The 19962-nt window shown below is 31.8% G+C and carries 16 protein-coding genes; 10 read left to right on the plus strand and 6 right to left on the minus strand.

From position 1 onward, the window contains the following. Positions 1-9 precede the first annotated feature (9 nt). From C7H52_RS02440 to C7H52_RS02460, 5 genes are all read left to right on the plus strand, one after another. Positions 10-351 carry a hypothetical protein gene (locus C7H52_RS02440; RefSeq protein ID WP_106462297.1) on the plus strand — a complete coding sequence of 114 codons (342 nt, stop codon included), beginning with the start codon at positions 10-12 and terminating at the stop codon, positions 349-351. Positions 352-369: 18 nt separating this feature from the next. After that, complete coding sequence (locus C7H52_RS02445; protein WP_106462298.1) at positions 370-1116, plus strand: succinate dehydrogenase/fumarate reductase iron-sulfur subunit; 747 nt, start codon at positions 370-372, stop codon at positions 1114-1116. Positions 1117-1199: 83 nt separating this feature from the next. After that, the gene (locus tag C7H52_RS02450; protein ID WP_106462299.1) at positions 1200-2126 is read left to right on the plus strand and encodes a M28 family peptidase; all 927 of its coding nucleotides are present in this window, start codon (positions 1200-1202) and stop codon (positions 2124-2126) included. 10 nt (positions 2127-2136) lie between these two features. Then, positions 2137-3906, plus strand: a complete 1770-nt coding sequence (locus C7H52_RS02455; RefSeq protein WP_106462300.1) for a MutS-related protein — start codon at positions 2137-2139, stop codon at positions 3904-3906. A gap of 151 nt (positions 3907-4057) precedes the next feature. Beyond that, positions 4058-4495, plus strand: a complete 438-nt coding sequence (locus tag C7H52_RS02460) for a hypothetical protein (RefSeq protein ID WP_106462301.1) — start codon at positions 4058-4060, stop codon at positions 4493-4495. Positions 4496-4565: 70 nt separating this feature from the next. Here the strand turns inward: C7H52_RS02460 and C7H52_RS02465 are convergent, their stop codons facing one another. Both C7H52_RS02465 and C7H52_RS02470 read right to left on the minus strand, forming a co-directional pair. Next, entirely contained in the window at positions 4566-5873 is a 1308-nt protein-coding gene (locus tag C7H52_RS02465) for a tail fiber domain-containing protein (protein ID WP_181256200.1), read from the minus strand. 223 nt (positions 5874-6096) lie between these two features. After that, a complete protein-coding gene (locus C7H52_RS02470; RefSeq protein WP_106462303.1) occupies positions 6097-8205 on the minus strand; it encodes a S46 family peptidase in 2109 nt (702 codons plus the stop codon). Positions 8206-8344: 139 nt separating this feature from the next. Between C7H52_RS02470 and C7H52_RS13335 the strand changes: the two genes are divergently transcribed. Continuing rightward, positions 8345-8848, plus strand: a complete 504-nt coding sequence (locus C7H52_RS13335) for a hypothetical protein (protein WP_146129998.1) — start codon at positions 8345-8347, stop codon at positions 8846-8848. Positions 8849-8852: 4 nt separating this feature from the next. Next, the gene (locus C7H52_RS02475; RefSeq protein WP_106462304.1) at positions 8853-9635 is read left to right on the plus strand and encodes a nitrilase family protein; all 783 of its coding nucleotides are present in this window, start codon (positions 8853-8855) and stop codon (positions 9633-9635) included. On the opposite strand, the gene C7H52_RS02480 is transcribed toward C7H52_RS02475, so the two are convergent. Next, positions 9628-11235, minus strand: coding sequence for an Ig-like domain-containing protein (locus C7H52_RS02480; protein WP_106462305.1), 1608 nt, complete (start codon positions 11233-11235; stop codon positions 9628-9630). The two genes, C7H52_RS02475 and C7H52_RS02480, sit on opposite strands and share 8 nt — an antisense overlap. A gap of 58 nt (positions 11236-11293) precedes the next feature. Beyond that, complete coding sequence (locus C7H52_RS02485) at positions 11294-11977, minus strand: ComF family protein (protein ID WP_317045558.1); 684 nt, start codon at positions 11975-11977, stop codon at positions 11294-11296. Between the two features lie 102 nt (positions 11978-12079). Here C7H52_RS02485 and C7H52_RS02490 point away from each other — a divergent pair, with 102 nt between their 5' ends. Next, on the plus strand, positions 12080-13621 hold the full coding sequence (locus C7H52_RS02490; protein ID WP_106462306.1) for a glycine--tRNA ligase: 1542 nt from the start codon (positions 12080-12082) through the stop codon (positions 13619-13621). 134 nt (positions 13622-13755) lie between these two features. Here the strand turns inward: C7H52_RS02490 and C7H52_RS02495 are convergent, their stop codons facing one another. Next, positions 13756-14547, minus strand: a complete 792-nt coding sequence (locus C7H52_RS02495) for a hypothetical protein (protein ID WP_106462307.1) — start codon at positions 14545-14547, stop codon at positions 13756-13758. 77 nt (positions 14548-14624) lie between these two features. Then, the gene (locus C7H52_RS02500) at positions 14625-18059 is read right to left on the minus strand and encodes a hypothetical protein (protein ID WP_106462308.1); all 3435 of its coding nucleotides are present in this window, start codon (positions 18057-18059) and stop codon (positions 14625-14627) included. A 154-nt stretch (positions 18060-18213) separates the two neighbouring features. Between C7H52_RS02500 and C7H52_RS02505 the strand changes: the two genes are divergently transcribed. Both C7H52_RS02505 and C7H52_RS02510 read left to right on the plus strand, forming a co-directional pair. Then, positions 18214-18972 (plus strand): exodeoxyribonuclease III, encoded by a 759-nt coding sequence (locus C7H52_RS02505; protein ID WP_106462309.1) that lies wholly within the window; start codon positions 18214-18216, stop codon positions 18970-18972. Positions 18973-18990: 18 nt separating this feature from the next. After that, on the plus strand, positions 18991-19950 hold the full coding sequence (locus C7H52_RS02510) for an OmpA family protein (RefSeq protein ID WP_106462310.1): 960 nt from the start codon (positions 18991-18993) through the stop codon (positions 19948-19950). Positions 19951-19962 lie beyond the last annotated feature (12 nt).

Raw genomic sequence — 19962 nt, forward strand, 5'->3', positions numbered from 1 at the left:
CCAACCACTATGAGTACTTTAAGATTAAAATTAAAACGAATTGATCCTGTAAAATATGCAACTATTGCAGCCTTTTTAACGGCTTTAGTGATGCTTATTGTTTTTGTACCATTTATGTTGATATTCTCTGCTCTTGGTGCAGGTGCAGCAACAGAATCTATGGGTGCGGGCGCAGCCATATTTGGAGGCGGTATATTTATTGTTATTCTTGCTCCAATTATTTATGGTGTATTTACCTTCATATTTACTCTAATTGCGGTATCTCTATTTAACTTCATCCTTAAAAAAACAGGTGGTTTAGATATCGATTTTGAAAAAGCTGGTTTAGATATTAATCGAATTGGCGAATAAATTTAAAAAAACATTGTTATGAATTTAACATTAAAAATATGGCGTCAAAAAGGCGCTAACGATAAAGGGAAAATGGTAGATTACCAAATTGCCGATGTTTCTCCAGATATGTCTTTCTTAGAAATGTTAGACGTCTTAAACAGTGAATTAATTACTAAAGGAGAAGAGCCTGTTGCTTTTGATCATGATTGTCGTGAAGGCATCTGCGGGTCTTGTTCTTTATATATTAATGGTGAAGCTCATGGACCAGATCGTTTAGTAACTACCTGCCAATTACACATGCGTAAGTTTAAAGATGGAGAAACCATTTATATCGAACCTTTTAGAGCTAAAGCATTTCCTGTAATTAAAGATTTAGTGGTAGATCGTTCAGCATTCGATCGTGTACAACATGCTGGTGGATTTATTTCGGTAAACACTTCTGGAAATACTCAGGACGCCAACTCTATTCCTATTGAAAAAGCGAATGCAGATAAAGCGTTTGATGCGGCAACTTGTATTGGTTGTGGTGCTTGTGTAGCGAGTTGTAAAAACTCTAGTGCAATGCTATTTGTTTCGGCTAAAGTTTCGCAATTTGCTTTATTACCTCAAGGTCAGGTTGAAGCTACAGATCGTGTATTAAACATGGTAAACCAAATGGATGCTGAAGGTTTTGGTAACTGTACCAATACTGGTGCTTGCGAAGTAGAGTGTCCTAAAGGTATTTCATTAGAAAATATTGCACGTATGAATCGTGAGTATTTAGCAGCAAGCTTAAAAGGTTAATTTTAAAACCATTTTAATTATATACAAAAACCCAGGTGGAGACACTTGGGTTTTTTAGTACCTTAACTTCAAAATTAACTATTATGAAAATACTCTATACAAGTCTTATTATTTTACTATTAATAAGTTGTAAAAGTCAAAATGCAAAAACTACTGAATCCAGCAGTACAAATAACTATACTTATAATAATGAGCAGCTTTTAATAGATATAAAAACCTTGTCTTCCGACGCTTTTGAAGGTAGACGAACCGGAACAAAAGGTGCTGAAAAAGCGAAGAATTATATTGTAAATCGTTTTAAAGATTTAAATGTAGCACCACTTACAGAAAATTATGAACAAGCCTTTATGTTCAATCTTCAGGATAGAACCTATAATGGTATTAATGTTCTTGGTCTTATAAAAGGGCAAACGCATCCTAATAAATACATTGTAATTTCTGCGCATTATGACCATGAAGGTGTAAAAAATGGAGTCATTTATAATGGCGCAGACGATGATGCTTCAGGCGTTTCGGCATTGTTCGCATTGGCAGATGATTTACAAAAGAATCCACCAAATTATTCAGTTATTTTAGCCGCTTTTGATGCTGAAGAATTAGGATTAAAAGGCAGCTATCATTTTATAGAGCACAGCATTGTCGAAAAAAATCAAATTGTTCTAAATTTAAATATGGACATGGTAAGCCGAAGCAAGGCTAACCAATTATTTGCAGTGGGAACACGATACCATTCCTTATTAAAACCAGCTATTGAAGCTAACAAAAGCTTTGGAAAGGTAAATTTGCTAACTGGTCACGAAGGTTTAGACCAAAGTGATAATTGGACTTTTTCTAGCGATCATGCAGCATTTTATAAGGCTGAAATTCCTTTTGTGTATTTTGGGGTTGCAGACCATGAAGATTACCATAAACCTACAGACGATTTTGAGCGTATAGACCCAATTTTTTACAAAGACGCCGTACAAACCATCATAAATGTCTTTAAAATGTATGATGTTTTAAATTTTTAAAAATCTTGTAATGACAGATTTAAAAAACTATTATCAAAAACATATAGAAACTTACACAACAGAAGTTTCAAAATTAAAAAAACAACTGGTTTCTTTTAGTGTATTGAGATTAGGTGTATTTATACTTACTCTATTATTAATCTACTATACATTTTCAAACCTTATTCTTACCACAAGTATTGCAATAATTGGCAGTGCTCTGTTTCTATATTTATTATTAAGATACACGAGATTAAAAGAAAAACAGGCTCTTACTAAAGCACTCTTAAAAGTTAATACGGATGAACTTCGCATAATAAATGGAGACTATTTATTTAAGCCTGAAGGTAAAGCTTATCATGAGGCGACGCATGAATATAGTTTAGATATAGACTTGTTTGGCAAAGGTTCCTTTTTTCAAAATATAGATAGAACAGCTACAAAATCTGGACAACATTTATTAGCTCAAGCTTTAAAAGCCAATTCTATTCAACATATAACTGAAAGACAAGAAGCTATTAAAGAGTTAAGTACTAAAACCGATTGGAGACAACACTTTCAAGCTACCGCTAGCCTTATTGAAATTGAAACTAAAACCGAAGACATTACAAATTGGCTTCAAAATTACACCAACAAATTACCGAAATTTAGTAAAGCTTTGGCTATAATCTTTTCAATAATAACCCTTGCTATTCTTGTTCTAAGTGTAATTGGTATAGTACCTAAAGCCATTATAGGGTATTGGTTATTTGCTGGCTTACTAGTTTCTGGTATTTATGTAAAAAACATCAATCATTTAGCCCAAAAAACAGGAAAAACAAAAGATACATTCAGGCAATATGCTTCATTACTAAAAACTATTGAAAATGAAAATTTTACGAGTGAATTACTCGTTCAAAAACAAAAAGACATTAACACCGCTACTAAAAAAGCCTCAGAAATATTTAAACAGTTTTCGAAACATCTGGATGCTTTAGACAATCGAAACAACTTAATAGGAGCCATATTTGGTAATGGTTACTTTTTGTTAGATATAAAAAATGCTTATGCTGTAGAACAATGGATTAGCACACATAAAGAAACCGTTTCAAAATGGTTTGAAGTGGTCGATTTTTTTGATGCCTATAACAGTTTTGGAACTTATACGTTTAACCACGAAAGTTTTGTTTTTCCCGAAATTACAAGCTCCAAAAGTGGTATAGTAGCAAAAGATTTAGGTCATCCTTTACTTGCAGCACATAAACGTGTGACGAGCGATTTAACCATAAATGCAGATGAATTTTTTATTGTTACAGGAGCTAATATGGCTGGTAAAAGCACCTTTTTAAGAACCGTATCTTTACATATTGTTATGGCAAATGTGGGTTTACCCGTTTGTGCTTCTAAAAGCAGCTACACACCTATAAAACTTATTACTAGTATGAGAACTACAGATAATTTAACCGAAGATAGCTCGTACTTTTTTAGTGAATTAACCCGATTAAAATATATTGTTGATGCTGTTAAAACTGACGACTATTTTATTATACTGGATGAAATATTAAAGGGCACCAATAGTAAGGATAAAGCTGAAGGTTCTAAACAATTTGTAGAAAAACTGGTAGCAAGTAAATCTACAGGTATTATTGCCACTCACGATTTAAGTTTATGCCAAGTTGAAAACGAATTACCGCAGGTAAAAAATTACTATTTTGATGCCTTTATAAAAAATGATGAATTGTCTTTTGACTATAAATTTAAAAAAGGGATTTGCCAGAATATGAATGCCAGTTTTTTATTACGAAAAATGGAGATTATTTAAATAGCTTATGAAATTACCAATCACACTATTATCGCTTTTTCTTTTAATAATTTTATCTACTTCATTTACTCCAACAAAGTCAAAAGCACTTGATGTAAATAAAGTATAAATTCAAAAAAAATGTATTGATTCTAGTCTTGTAAAAAACTATATGAAGTCTTATGAAATACAGGTCCCAAAAGGATGGTGCTCCTACATATATCACGATTATCTTTTAATTAGTACGCCTTATAAAACAGATTTTGAGACCTTTAAGAGCGATAATGTGCAATTATATATACTTTCTAGTGATGGAGAAGATTATAAAAGTAAAAATATTGAAGAAGCATTAGAGAGTCAAATCTCAATTCTGGAAGACTTATCTTTATTTAAACCTGTTTATTTTTCAGAATACCATAAAGAATATGGTAAATATTATTTAATTAAAAACTTAGGTATTGAATCGGGAAAAAAATATATTAAACTGGATATTTTATTTAATCATAAAGGCAGAAATTACATTATTCATTACAAGGCGTTAGAAAGCGAATTTGAAACCTATTTACCTTATGCCATAAATACTATTTCAACTTTTAAGATTAAAGATTAGCATAAAAAGCATCACATTCCAAAAAAATACGATGCTTTTTGTGTTCTACGCAATAGGTAGAATATAAACCCTACTGTTCTAAATTTGAAATTCTTTGCTCTAAACTAATAAGCAATTGATTTTGAGATTCTATTTTTTCTTCAAGTTTAGAGATTAATTCCTGTTGCTCTTTAGTTGCTTGAATTAAAACAGGCACTAAGCTATTATAAGACACTCTCATTTTATCTAATTTCACTTCTTCAAAAATACCAGCTTCATTTTTTTTCATTGTGTGCGTTTGCGTAGCTTCTTTTATAAGCTCATTTACTTCTTGCGCAACCAAACCAATTCTATCCACACCAAATGGATCATTTATCAACTGATAAGAAATAGTACTAAGTTTAAGAATTTCATTTAATCCATAAGGCATTTTAGTTACATTTTTCTTCGCAGTAATATCAGAAACGGTATAAAAATCTCCTGCATAAATATTTCTCCATGACATACTAGCACCTAAGTCATAGGTTAAATCTAAGTTTGGAGAAAAACTATCACTAACAAATAATTCTGCTTCACCATCTACTAAAAACTCTATAGATCCTAAACCCATAGTAGTTCCTCTAGACGAACCATTATCAAAATCTGCTACATAATCTATAGTTGTATTATAGTTTGGTGAAGCATCTACTGTGCTAAAGACTGTTCCGTTGGAAAATAGAGTTCCAGTTGATCCAAAAATAACAGCATCATTTGTTCCATCTGAAAACATAGTGTGTGTATTGTTATTAGACTCTATTCTTACATTCAAAATATTTCCAGGCTCATTAATAACAAGATCATTTGAAGCTGTGGCTTCAGATAAACGCATAAACTCTAATCCACCCGCTGAAAACCCAAGTCTATCACTAGAAATCTGATACATTCCTGTATTATTATCTCCAGACCATGTGAACAAAGGTTCTAAAGCAGTTCCTGGATTTTTTGCTTGAATTTGACCATTTTTCTTGAAATTTAAAACCTCGCTATTGTTGGTTTTAATAATCAAATCCTTATTATCTGTGGTACCTAAAAAATCTGTCCCTGGTGTTGTTAGACTATTACCATTAAGCTTCCAGTCTTTACTTGATAAATTAATCCATTTTGAGCTATCCCAATAATAAAAACCTTCACCAGTAGTTGTATTGTTATTATAAACTAATAATCCAGTTGTTGCGCCACCTGTTACAGGAGCAATAGCATTTAAGTCTGAAATATTAACTCTGGGAATCAACAAGCCTTTTTCAGAAGAATCAATATCTAAAATTGACCCAGGACTTGGAGAAACTGTACCTATACCAACTTGAGAAAATAAATTAAAACTAAAAACTGTAAAAAATACTATTAATAAACTTTTTTTCATAACTATAACGTTTTCGTGGTTAAACGGGTGCAAAAATACAACCATTTTATAATTAAAAAAACGCTGTTGTTATTTTTATGTTCATTTGAATAAAACTTAAAATAAATGAATTATTTACATGTATTAATGCAAAAAAGCATCAAATTCCAATCGAATTTGATGCTTTTTTAATATTACTTCATTTAAAGAAACTTTAAATAAGGTTAAAGATTTCTATAGATAATTATTTTTTCTTTTTACTTGACTTTTTTGGATGAACTAATTTCATTTCATCTATTAAATGTTTAGCTCCAGCGTATTTATCGACAATAAATAAGACGTAACGTAAGTCTACCATAATATTTCTACAAATTTCTGGGTCGTAATTCATATCGCTCATAGTACCTTCCCAAACACGGTCGAAATTTAAACCTACCAAATTACCATGTGCATCAATTGCTGGAGAACCAGAATTTCCACCTGTGGTGTGATTGGTTCCTAAAAAGCATACAGGAACTTTTCCGTTTTTATCGGCATAATTACCATAGTCTTTAGCCTCGTATAAATCACGTAATTTTTTTGGAACATCAAACTCATAATCACCCGGCACATATTTTTCTATAACACCTTCTAAGTAACTCACTGGTTCGTAATAGACAGCATCTCTTGGTGAATATCCTCTAACCTGTCCGTAAGTAACTCTTAAAGTACTATTAGCGTCTGGGAAATAACGGGCATTTGGTAAAGCTTCCATTAAAGCTTTCATATATTGTTTTTGCAAAGCTCCAATAGGTTCTTGTTTAGCAACATACTCTGCATTTAGTTTAGAATAAAATTCTTCCACCATTGGTTTAGCATACGCATAAGCGGCATCGTTATTTAATGCATTTAACACATCTTCTTTAGAACCTTCTATTAACTTTAAAGCGCTATCTAACTCAACCAATGCACTTTTATTATAAATAGTAGGGTCTACATTACCTGGATTGTATAATGGCATCACGTTTTCAAAAACACCTTTATCTACTGTTTTATCAAAATCTTTATGAATGCCCTTTAAGGTATTTGCAAAACTTTGTTTAGCCTGCTCAAAAGCTTCAGGTTTATTTAAAACCGTTTGTTCAAACTGATATGCTCTAAAAGTCATTTGCATTAACTCATTAGTCACTAAAAAGACTTCAATAAAATTACGACGTTTAATATTTATTGGAGCAAAATCCTTATAAAGTCTATCAAATTCCGGCAGGATAGTTCCGTATTTACTAGTAAGACCTTTTTCTTTTAACGCTTTGGTAAAAGTGGCTTCAAAAGCTTTACGTTCTGCTATGGCGTTACTTTTATCTATTCCTAAATTTTCGCCAATCCATTTTTTCCATGCATTTGCAATTCTCGCTTGTTTAGACGCATATTTAATTCTAACCTCATCACTAGCTTTCATTTGTGCATCAATCACTTTTAGAGCCGCTTCACGAATAGCAATATTAGTTGGGTTATATTCTTTTGTAATATGCTCTATGGCTACTGCTGGTAAATATTCGTCTGTTGTTCCTGGAAAACCAAAAACCATAGTAAAATCGCCTTCTTCTATACCATCTAGAGAAACTGGTAAGAAATGTTTTGGTTTAAATGGCACATTGTCTTTACTGTATTTTGCTGGTTTGTTGTTTTTATCGGCATAAATACGAAACATACTAAAATCTCCCGTATGTCTTGGAAACACCCAATTATCGGTATCACTACCAAACTTACCAATACTGGTTGGCGGAGCGCCAACTAATCTGATGTCTTCATAACGCTCGGTCACAAAAAGGAAAAACTGGTTTCCATTGTAAAACGATTTTACTTTAGTATCCTGCCAATCTTCACGCTTGGTTACTTTTTGTAATGCATTACTGTTTTTATCTATTAATGATTGCTTTTCAGCTTCGGTTAGGTTAGCATTAACACCATTTAAAACCTGATTAGTTACATCTTCAATTCTAACAATAAATTCGACATATAAATCTTCGTTTGGCAACTCTTCACTTAAAGACATTGCCCAGAAACCATCCTTTAAATAATCATTCTCCATTGAAGAATGTGATTGAATTTGTCCAAAACCGCAATGGTGATTGGTTAACAACAAGCCTTTATCGGAAATTATTTCACCCGTACAACCACCATTAAAATGTACTATAGCGTCTTTTAAGCTCGAGTTATTGACGTCATAAATATCTTTAGCAGTCATTTTACTACCTAAAGCAGTCATTTCCTTTTCGTTCATCCCTTCTAAAAGAGAAGGAATCCACATACCACCTTGCTGTGCAGATGCTTGAAATACCAAAAGGCATATCAGAATTTTTATAAATTTCATAAGTTTAAATTTTAACTCCCACAAGATATTAAATCTGTAAATAATAGGTTTAAAATATTTCTTGTATTTCACAAACTTTTACTAATAAGCCTTTTATTTATGGTCTATTATGTAGCTTTGTGTATACAAAAATCTAACTATGAAATTAAAAATTACACTAGCTTTACTTACACTTATAATCATATCTTCTTGCGGATCTTCTGAAAAAGTCATTACTAGTGACGGAAAATTATACACTGTAAAAGGAAAAAAGATTTATCAAAACGATAACGAAGTTACAGAGTCTTTAAGTTCCGGAGAAAAATCTAATATTTTTAACACTTTAGATAAGCGATTAGAGGCAGAAAAGGAAATTGAAGAGCAACAAAAAAAGCTTGAAAAAGAACAAGAACGCCTTGAAAAAGCTCAAAGAGAAGCAAAAAAGAAACAAGAAAAATTAGAGAAAGAGCTTAAGGAAAAAAACAGAGCTCGAGAAAAATATCTTGATGCCAAAAAAGAGCTTTCAGATGCTAGAAAAACTTACGAAAGACGCTTGAAAAAAGGAAAGCTTTCTCCTAATGATATTGAAGATTGGGAAATAAAATTTGAAAAACTTAAAAAAGAAGTTTCCAATACGGAACGTGCTTATAAAAAGCTAAAATAATAACATGAAGCCTCAATTACAGGTTGCTTTAATACAAACGAATTTGGTTTGGGAAAACCCCCTACAAAATCGTTTAAACCTAAATGATAAATTAGAACATTTAAATTCTGGAATAGATTTAGTAGTATTACCAGAGCTGTTTACTTCAGGATTTACTATGTCGCCTGAATTAGTTGCAGAATCTATGGAAGGTGAAACCATACAATGGTTAAAACATTGGGCTTCTAAAAAACAATGTGCCATTACCGGAAGTCTTGTAATTAAAGAACATAAGGTTTTTAGAAATCGTATGGTTTTTATAAAACCTAATGGTGATTTAACTTATTATGATAAGCGCCATAGTTTTACCTTAGCTGGTGAGCATAAAGTTTACACTTCTGGAAAAGAAAAAGTGATTGTAGACTATAAAGACTTCAAATTATGTTTACAAATTTGCTATGACTTAAGGTTTCCTGTCTTTTCACGTAACCAGAATGACTACGATGTTTTAATTTATGTGGCTAATTGGCCAAAAGTTAGAGTTGAAGCCTGGAGCGCACTTTTAAAAGCCAGAGCCATAGAAAATATGAGTTACTGCATCGGTGTAAATAGAGTTGGTTTAGACGCTAACAATCACGAATACTCAGGACATTCTGTAGCTTTTGATGGTTTAGGACAATCCATAAGCACAATTTCACCTTATAAAGAACAGGTTGAAGTGGTTACTTTACAAAAAGAAGCATTAGAAACCCTTAGAACAAAATTGAATTTTTTAAATGATGCGGATGAGTTTAAGTTACTTAATTAAGTATAAACTTTGTGACCTCTTCAAAACCAGCTCTCACCTCAATTGGTTTTTCGGCATAACTAACCCGTTCTGGTTGTTTGCCTTTTAAATAATTTCCAGAGTCGTAAACCCCATTATTATTTTCATCAAAAAGTACCCGTAAATAATAAACTCCAGGTTGAAGGTTTGTGAAATCTACATTTCCTTTTTCTGTAATATATTTACTAAAAACCACTTCGCTTTTTTCGTTTACAAACTGAATAAATAAAGGATACGTCTCATTTTTTAATACCACACGAATATTTCCAAAACTTAAATATTTATCTGTAGAAGCCTTAAAATTTAAAGAATCATTTGTTCTCCCAAAGAAGTCCGTAAAAGCTTCTGGTAATACGTCCATATTATAGCGATTCCCCTCTTTTTTTGGAAACTTAAATTTATACGTGTTGTTTAGACTATCTAATTCTGTAGTATACGTTACAGCTACAGAATCTTTGTCTATAATTTTTATCTTACTTTCATCTATAGCAGTAAAAGGAATATTAGAGGTTAGCTTAAAATCTTCATCAAATCCTAATTTACTTTTATTTAAGGAAGTAATGGTTAAGGTATCTCTTCGGTTGTCTTTTATTCTAACTTTAAACGTATCTATTTTTTTAGCGTGTGAAATTCTTAGCATTAAAGAATCAATTTCTATTTTTGGCTTATAAAAATATAATAAAGAGTCCTTTTCCTGCTCTTTAATCAATCTGGTTTCAAAACCTTCGGGAATAGTAGATACCGGCATAACAGTAATATCTTTGAAATCGCCTTCAAAACCTATAGAAATCTTCTCCCCAGACACTAATTTGGGTTTCATCACTTTAGTGTCTAAAGCTTCTTTAAATAATTTTAATTCGTAATAAGCCGAATCTTTTCCAACCGTAATAACCTCATCGTAAAAAGCAATTTTATCGGATTTTTGTTGAAATTTATTATCCTCATTATTGTCTTTAAGCGCTACCAGTTTATAGTTACCTGCCTTAATGTTTTCAATAGTAAATGTCGTAACACTATCTTGAGTATTCGTCATGTATCTTGGTTTTTGTTTATAAACAATTGAATCGTTAAATGTACTATCAACTTCATAAAGATTAACCAAAACATTTTTTTCGGTAACGCGATCTAACGCATCAAATACTTTACCGTAAATTTTTAAGGAATCTATATAGTTACCTGTAGAAAAGACATATTTAAAAAATGGAAACGGATTTTCCTCGTTATTATCTACTATACTATTTCCAAAATTAAAACTATAAGTGGTATTTGGTTGTAAGTTATCTTTAATTTTTATTTTAATAACCTTACTTGCGGTGCTGTATGGTGTAATTTCTGGCTCATTCTCCATTGGCGGAGATATGATAAGTTGTTTTGATAAGTTTTTAAACTTTACATATTCGTTAAAGTAGATAGTTATTTCATTGTCTTTAAAATTTATACTATAATTTTCTGGAATAGACTTAACAATTTTAGGAGGCATAACATCTTTATCGCCTCCAGTTGGATTTCCTCTATTGGCACAAGTAAACACCAAAATACTTAAAACAACTAACAAGCTTATGTTATAAACAACTGATTTCATAGCACAAAAAATTCTGTAAACAAAGAAACAATTTATTTCGGTTTAAATAAAACTTGGTTTAAGCAATTGCAATTGTAGCCACACTTATTTTAATATGTTGAGCTTTAAGTAATTCATTAGCACAAGCTTCTAGAGTTGCACCTGTAGTTATAATATCGTCTACCAATAAAATATGTTTTCCTTCAAGGCTATCTAAATGTTGCGTTACAAACATTTCATTATTAAGCTGCCAACGTTCTAAACGATTTTTAAAAACCTGAGAGTTGGTAGATTTTTGTTTTAATAAAACGACATCGTTATAACTGGCATCTAAACAATCTGCTAAAGCCTTACCAAAACCTGCCACCTGATTATAACCACGTTGTTTTAATTTTGATGGATGAAGTGGCACTGGAATTACAACATCTATATCTTTAAAAAACTCAGAATGTTTTAAGTGTTCTCCAAGCCATTCACCAAAAAAACTACTTAAACGCTCTTCTTTTTTATATTTTAATTCGTGAAGCAACTGTTGAATATGACCTTTTTTTTCAAATTTAAAAAGTGCTGCGCCGTCTACTAAGTTAACCCGTCCGTATAACGCTTTTTTTACCAAATTATCTGAATGGTTATAGCTATTGTTTAAAATTGGTAAATGGTGTCTGCAATCTGTACAAATAACCATTTCATGATCGGACAAAGCTAAATGGCAGGACAAACAAACCTCAGGAAAAAACAGGTTAAATAAAGATTTAAAAATCATAAGCCACCAAAAAAATTACAGATGATTAAATATACTATAAAACGGTCACTTTTTTTTATCAAACGATAAGTGTTTGTCCAATCGGTTTTCTATTTTTGTATTATGGCAAATAACGACGATCAATTTAAAAAAGTAATCTCTCACGCTAAGGAGTATGGTTACATTTTCCAGAGTAGTGAAATTTACGATGGACTAAGTGCAGTTTACGATTATGCACAAAATGGAGTAGAATTAAAGAAGAATATTCGCGACTACTGGTGGCAAGCAATGGTGCAGCTAAACGACAATATTATTGGTTTAGACTCTGCTATTTTTATGCATCCAACCACATGGAAAGCTTCTGGACATGTCGATGCTTTTAGCGACCCGTTAATAGATAATAAAGATTCTAAAAAAAGATATAGAGCCGATGTTCTAGTTGAAGACTATTGTGCAAAACTAGAAGCTAAAATAGATAAAGAAGTTGCTAAAGCTGAAAAACGTTTTGGTGAAGCCTTTAATAAAGCTGAATTTGTTTCTACTAACGGAAGAGTTTTAGGATATCAAGAAAAAATTGATAGTATTTTAAAGCGATTAGGCGAATCTTTAACTAAAGAAGATTTAGCTGATGTTAAAGCTTTAATTGAAGAACTTGAAATTGCTTGTCCACTTTCTGGAAGCCGCAACTGGACTGAAGTTAAACAATTTAACTTAATGTTTGGAACTAAATTAGGTGCCAGTGCAGATAGCGCTATGGACTTATATTTAAGACCAGAAACCGCGCAAGGTATTTTTGTAAACTTTTCTAATGTTCAAAAAACCGGACGTATGAAAATTCCATTTGGAATTGCACAAACCGGTAAAGCTTTTAGAAATGAAATTGTTGCCAGACAATTTATTTTTAGAATGCGTGAGTTTGAACAAATGGAAATGCAGTTTTTTATAAAACCAGGTACACAAGCCGAATGGTATGACTACTGGAAAGAAACCCGATTAAAATGGCATAAAAGTTTAGGTTTAGGAGAAGAAAATTACCGTTTCCATGACCACGAAAAATTAGCGCATTATGCAGATGCTGCAGCCGATATTGAATTTAAATTTCCTTTTGGATTTAAAGAATTAGAAGGTATACATTCTAGAACCGATTTTGACCTTAAAGCACATGAAGAGCATTCTGGTAAAAAACTACAGTATTTTGACCCGGAAGAAAACAAGAGTTATACCCCATATGTTTTAGAAACCTCTATCGGGTTAGACCGAATGTTTTTAGCAGTATTTTCTGCTGCCTTAATGGATGAAGAACTAGATAACAACACTACACGTACGGTTTTAAAAATTCCAGCTGTGTTAGCACCAACAAAAGCAGCTATTTTCCCATTAGTTAAAAAAGATGGGTTACCAGAAATTGCTAAAGAAATTTTTGATGACCTAAAATGGGATTTTAATGTGATGTATGATGAGAAAGATGCGGTAGGAAAACGTTACAGACGTCAAGATGCTGCAGGAACACCATTTTGTATAACTGTAGATCATGATACTATTGAAGACCGCACGGTAACCATTAGACATCGTGACACTATGGAACAAAAACGTGTAGCTATAAGTGAATTAAGAGCCATAATTGCTAAGGAAGTAGATGTGAAACATTGGCTTCAAAAGATGTAAGTTTTTTAACTTACTAGCTTGATTATTTGAATATTCATTAACTAAAAACTCCCAATTCTGAAGTTCAGAATTGGGAGTTTTTAATAACTTAGGATTTTAAATATTTTAAAGTTCTGTTAAAGTGTTTAAAATAATTAACTAAACGTAAACTCTGTACAAGTTTTTGAATACGCATTTTGTATAACCAATTGCACAGCGTCTTTAGCTTCGGCTGCTTTACCTATAAAGGTTTTACCGCTATAAACATCACCATTTAATTTCCAGATAAATGTTTTATCGTTATCGCCTCTATTTATTATAGCACGTTCGCCACCAGAAGTTCCTATTCTAAATGATTGAAACTCTCTCTTATACTTAATTCCTGCTGGATAATAGGTTTCTGAATTGAAATAAGCATTTCCGTTAGAAAATAAATAGCTCACACAGTTTCCAACTTCACTTTGTTCTGAAATTTTAACAGTGTTTAACTGGATAATTTTCCAATCGCCCATAAATTTAGTGGCAATCATATTAATTAAAACAGTTCCTTTTTCGGTAATTTTATCGTCAATCATAGATTGAAAGTTTACTACTGCAGAAATAGTACCTGCTTTATCTTTTTGAGACTCGTAAACCACTTTGTCAATAATCATTTTAAAATTGTAATTATTGTCTTTAGATTTTTCTGTAAACTCTTCTGTTATTGTCGATAAGTTTTTAGTTTCTCTAGACACAAAGCCTGCCAAACCAATAAAGGTTGAATTATCCTCAAATTTTTCATGTAGTAATGATGTAATATTTACAACTGAACTTTCATCGGTTAAATTATTTGAATAATTTACATAAGAAGTTAACAATTGATTTACAGGTGTTTTTTGGGCAAAAGAAAAGCCTATATTTAAGCAAACAAGGCAGATGGTTAGTTTTAATACAGTAGATTTTTTCATGTTCTAAAAGTTGGGATTTAAAATTTTCCACAATATATAAAAAACTAAAAGAGTAGTTAAGTAAAAAATCGTATAAGTTAAAAATAAGCTTTTAGCTGTATATTTCCTGTGTGTATTGTATTACTAGTTTCGGTTTTTCGTCCAAAGTAACTTAAATTAAGGTCTAAGTACTTGGTTAGCTTTTTTTGGGCTATTAAATTCCATGTCAGGTTTTTACCGGGTTGTAAACCTTCTAGCAATTGGTAACCTACTGGAGAATTACTATCACCTTCGAAGGTGTTGTTTATAAAGTTTAACTCGCCGTTTATAGAACCTTTAGTAACATCTTTTCCTGTTAAGCCAAAAGAAACGCCATACTTGTGTTGCTTTAAGGTTTCTAAATTTCCAATACTGTTTTCTTTACTTAAAAACTGATAAAACAAATCAAAATGTGTATTAGCTCCAACCAAATATGATATTTTTGGAAATACCGCCTGACTGTCTATATTAAAATCTTTACTGCTAAAATTTTCACTACTACTAGTCGTATTAGCTAAGGTGTTCTCTAAAGTAAACAACCAACTTTCTTGAAATTTATGAGAAAAATTTACCTGATGACTTTCTAATTCACTTTCTATTTTACCAAAGCTTAAAGTATTTGTCGCTTTGTTAGATTGGTACGTATAACTTGTTGTATATTTTTGTTTTCCACGGTTATAAAAAATAGTGTTTCTAAAACTTAATTGAAGACCAAGAGGATCTTCTCCACCAGTATCAAAAGGATTTAAGCTAAAGTTATTTCCTACTTTTCGTGTTTTTCTATCGACCAGATAACTGGATTGATTATAAAAGTGTGATAAAAATTTCTTTGTAGCACTTTCAGAATTTATCCAATCTAAAGGGTTTAAGGTTAGTGTTTGACTTAGCCTATTTTGATGCGTTTTTATAAAAACCTGATTTGGTAAAAGTACTCTAATATATGTACCCTGATCTTGAAACTGAGCAACTTCAAACTCTTCTAATTCCTGAATCCCATTATTATTATAATCTATCCATATATAGACTCCTTGTCCTGGATCTACTTCAACATAAGTAAAATCTTGCTGTGGTAAAGAACCCGAATTGGTTTCAAAAATTGTATTGCTCTGCACAAAATTTTTAAATAATTTCTGGTTATACTGTAACCTAGAGTTTAAAGAGGTCTCTGTTTTAATTTCTGGATTTGTAAAGCTTAGAGTTCTATAATTTACAAATAAGCCCAAATTGGTTCTATCGTTTTGAATTAATTTAGAGTTTAAATAATACGTGTTAGAGGAATTTACACGATCTAACTTAAAATTGGTAATACTATCATTTACGCGATATTTGTAACCAAGTTGTGCAAACACCTTGGTACTATCTCCAACACCAGTATAAGCTTCATAGGCTACAAAACGTTGAGTTAAAGCGGTAAATTGACCATCATTTTTACGTCTTTTTTTGTTTTCTTCTGAAGAAAAACGTGCACCTAACCATAATTTATTTAAGTCATATATTGCATTGTTGTAGGTTCTAAAAAAAGAAGATTCGGCATTAATTTCATTAGTATTTAATAAGCTGTTGTTGGTACTTATAGCTAATTTATCTAATTTATAACTAGCATTAATATTATGTTTTGTTCCGGTAAACGCTTCCTTGTAATTTAAATAATCAAAACTATAATTTACAAAACCTTTTTTAAAATTTAATGCTTCTAAGCCTAGAGTAAATAAGGTTTGGTTTCCAAGGTTTATAGTTGGATTTAAGGTTTCTACATCAAGATTCCAATCTCTATTAAATTCTGCACGATATAACCGTTGTATTGTTTTGAAATTTTGCTCTATAATATCCAGATCTGCAATAGCATTTATGGTCCACAAACTATCATTTTTAACAATAGCGCGCTTAATTCTTAACTTTCCTGCTGCACCGTTATTATTCTCATCATCAAGATCAGAAAATAAATTTAAATCGTTTTTGCTAACTGCAAGTTCAAATTGTGCTTCGGTTTTATTATTTGGCCTATACAATCCGTTAACAATACCTATTTGTAGTTTTGTCGGTGCTACTAATTGTACAATAGGCTCAAATTCACCTTGAGGGACACCTCCAACAGGTGGAACATATTCATAAATATTTGTGATAGCATTAGTATTGGCAAGAACATAATTTCCATTGCCGTCTCCAACATTAGTAAATCGTACACTAAATAATTCATCATCAGGATTATTTGAAAAAATATAGATAATTTCTGTACCTACTACTTCTTTTCTGTATAAAATTCGATTTTCATTAAACGTTTCTGCTACTTCAGAATTTGCTACCATTAATGACCTGTCGTCTCCTGCGTTAGATAATACCTCGACCTGCTCTTCATTTAAATTTTGCTGTAAAGGATTATTTTTTGAGTCATTTTCTGAATATACAGAAGCATTTATGGTTAGTTTTTCTGTTTTATATGCGCCACCACCATAAGCAACAATCCTAGAATAATTTCGTTCGCTAAACTGAAAATCTACTGTTATTCTCATTTCAGAAGTAATAGGATAAGTTGAATTGAAAATAATTTCTCCAGCATTGTAATCTATAATATAGTCTTCACTTTCTCCTCGTTTTAAAGCTATACCATTAACATAAACCGTTTCACTACCAGAAACTATAAGCACAAATAGTTCTCCATTATTACCCTGAAGTTTATATGGACCTTGATTTCCTTCTTCTCCAGTTATCTGAAATGACGAAAACTGTCCTCTAACTAAAGCACCAGCACCAAACACATTAGTACTAGTTTCTTCATTTCCCAAATCGGCAGAAACCAGTAAACCTTGAACACGTTTAGTAAATTTTGAAAAATACGAGGTATCATTTATTAAATCAATATCTCCAGCTCTAACAGCCCATTTATCGCTGTATAATTCTATAAAAACCTGATCAAATTCATCTAAACGCTGAGAATAACCACTTTCCTGTAATGGAGCATTAGCATCTTGTATACTTGCTCTTAATGATACCTTTTCGCTAAGTTTCCCTGTAATTTGAAGGTCCAATTCACTATTTAAAACCGAGTTTTGATTATTTCCAACAGTAACTCCACGAGCTATACTCCCAGAAGTTGTTAATCCGTCAAAAGGTCTAAATTCGGTTTGTTGGTTAGGTTGCCTTAATTGATATAATTTTTGCTGATTAGTATTAGCTTCTACAATTAAATTTTTATCTAAGCCTTTATAGATTCGTGTTAAGAACTCTGGATACTTTTTATATGTAATAACTAAGGAATCTTCTTCAATTGGAGCTATAAATTTTAAGCGGCCTGTTTCGGGGTTTAAAACATAAAAGGTTGAGTCTAGAACTTGACCTGTTTTAGTTTCTACTTTAAACCCGTTTGCTCTTATACTAAAGGGCTCAATTTGAACACTATCTGCAACTTTTATTATTTTTTTACCCACTAAAGTTCCATTTTGCGAAAACACAAAACCAGAAAAAAATAAAAGGCTAATTAATAAAAGTTGTTTCATTGATAAGTAAACTGATTTACTGCAGTTTTATTTCAAAAAAATGATGCTTTAATAGTGTAAAAGTAAAGCATTATTTACTTTAGCTAAAAATAGTATATAATTACTTAATCTATTTACGTCCAATTTTAAGATTAGGTTTTTAATAATTAATTAGATGAAGATAATTTCTTATAATGTTAATGGTATAAGAGCTGCTTTAAATAAAGGATTTATAGATTGGCTGAAGGCTGCTAATCCAGATGTGATTTGTTTACAAGAAATTAAAGCTAACAAAGAACAGTTAGATCTGAGTGTGTTTGAAGATGCTGGTTATAATTACCATTACTGGTTTAGTGCTCAAAAAAAGGGCTATAGCGGCGTTGCCATTTTAAGTAAAATCGAGCCAAACCATGTAGAATATGGTACAGGAATAGAAAGTATGGATTATGAAGGCAGAACCATTCGTGCCGATTTTGATACCTGTTCTGTTATGAGTCTTTATCTTCCTAGTGGTACAAATATTGAGCGTTTAGGGCATAAATATGAATTTATGGCACTGTTTCAAAACTATATTTCCAATCTGGTGTTAGAATATCCAAATCTGGTAATTTGTGGCGATTACAATATTTGTCATAATGAAATAGATATACATAATCCAAAAATAAAAGTCTCTGGTTTTTTACCCGAAGAGCGCCAGTGGTTAGGTGAATTTATAGACAGTGGTTTTATAGACACGTTTCGTTATTTAAATCCAGACAAAACCGAATACAGCTGGTGGAGTTACCGCGCAAATGCCAGAGCTAACAATAAAGGTTGGCGATTAGATTACGCTATGGCTTCCAAAAGCTTAGAACCTAAATTACAACGCGCTTTAATTTTAACCGAAGCCAAACATAGTGACCATTGTCCAATTGTTTTAGAACTAAATGATTAACTAACAAAATGATATGAAATGAAAACAAATTTTATAACCCTACTTTTAACTACTATTTTAATAAGTTCTTGTGTATCTCCTAAAGTCTACAAAGATTTGGAAAACAAATATGCAGATCTTAAAAAACAAAACACCGAATTAAGTGATGAGCTTGAAGCTCTTAGAAATCAATCTAACACGACTAATTCAGAATACGAAGCGTTAAAAAGCGAATATGAAGATGTTGTGGACACTAGAGATAAATTAGCTTCAGAATTGGCGGCTGCTCGCATTAATTATAACAACCTTAAAAGTTCTTATGACGCGTTAGAGTCAAACAGTTCTTCTGCCATAGAAGCAAATACCAAAAAGAATAAAGAATTATTAGCAAAACTTGAAGCTAAGGAAAATGCTTTAGCTAGTGAAAGTAATCGTTTAGAAACACTAAAAAAAGAATTAGAGGAACGCTCTAAACGTGTAGAAGAATTAGAAGCCGTTATTGCTGCAAAAGATAAAGCGATGACCGATTTAAAAAATTCTATCTCTAGTGCTTTAACCGATTTTGAAGGAAAAGGCTTAACAGTAGAACAACGAAACGGTAAAGTTTATGTGTCCATGGAAAATAAACTTTTGTTTAGTTCTGGAAGCTGGGCTGTTGGAACTGAAGGTAAAAAAGCGGTGAAGCAGTTAGGAGAAGTATTAGCTAAAAATCCAGAAATTTCTATTTTAATTGAAGGTCATACGGATAACGATCCGTTTACTGGAACAGGTCAAGTTAGTGGAAACTGGGACTTATCGACTAAAAGAGCAACAGCAATTGTAAACATTTTAGAAGAAAACAAAGCCATTAATAAAGGGAATTTAACCGCTGCCGGTCGTGGTGAATATGCGCCAATTGCATCTAACGACACCAATGAAGGCAAAGCTAAAAACAGACGTATAGAAGTTATTTTAACCCCTAAATTAGATGAACTTTCTAAGCTTTTAGGAGGAAAATAGAATTCTCATTAA

The organism is Aurantibacter aestuarii (assembly GCF_003008425.1).
Lineage (GTDB): Bacteria > Bacteroidota > Bacteroidia > Flavobacteriales > Flavobacteriaceae > Aurantibacter > Aurantibacter aestuarii.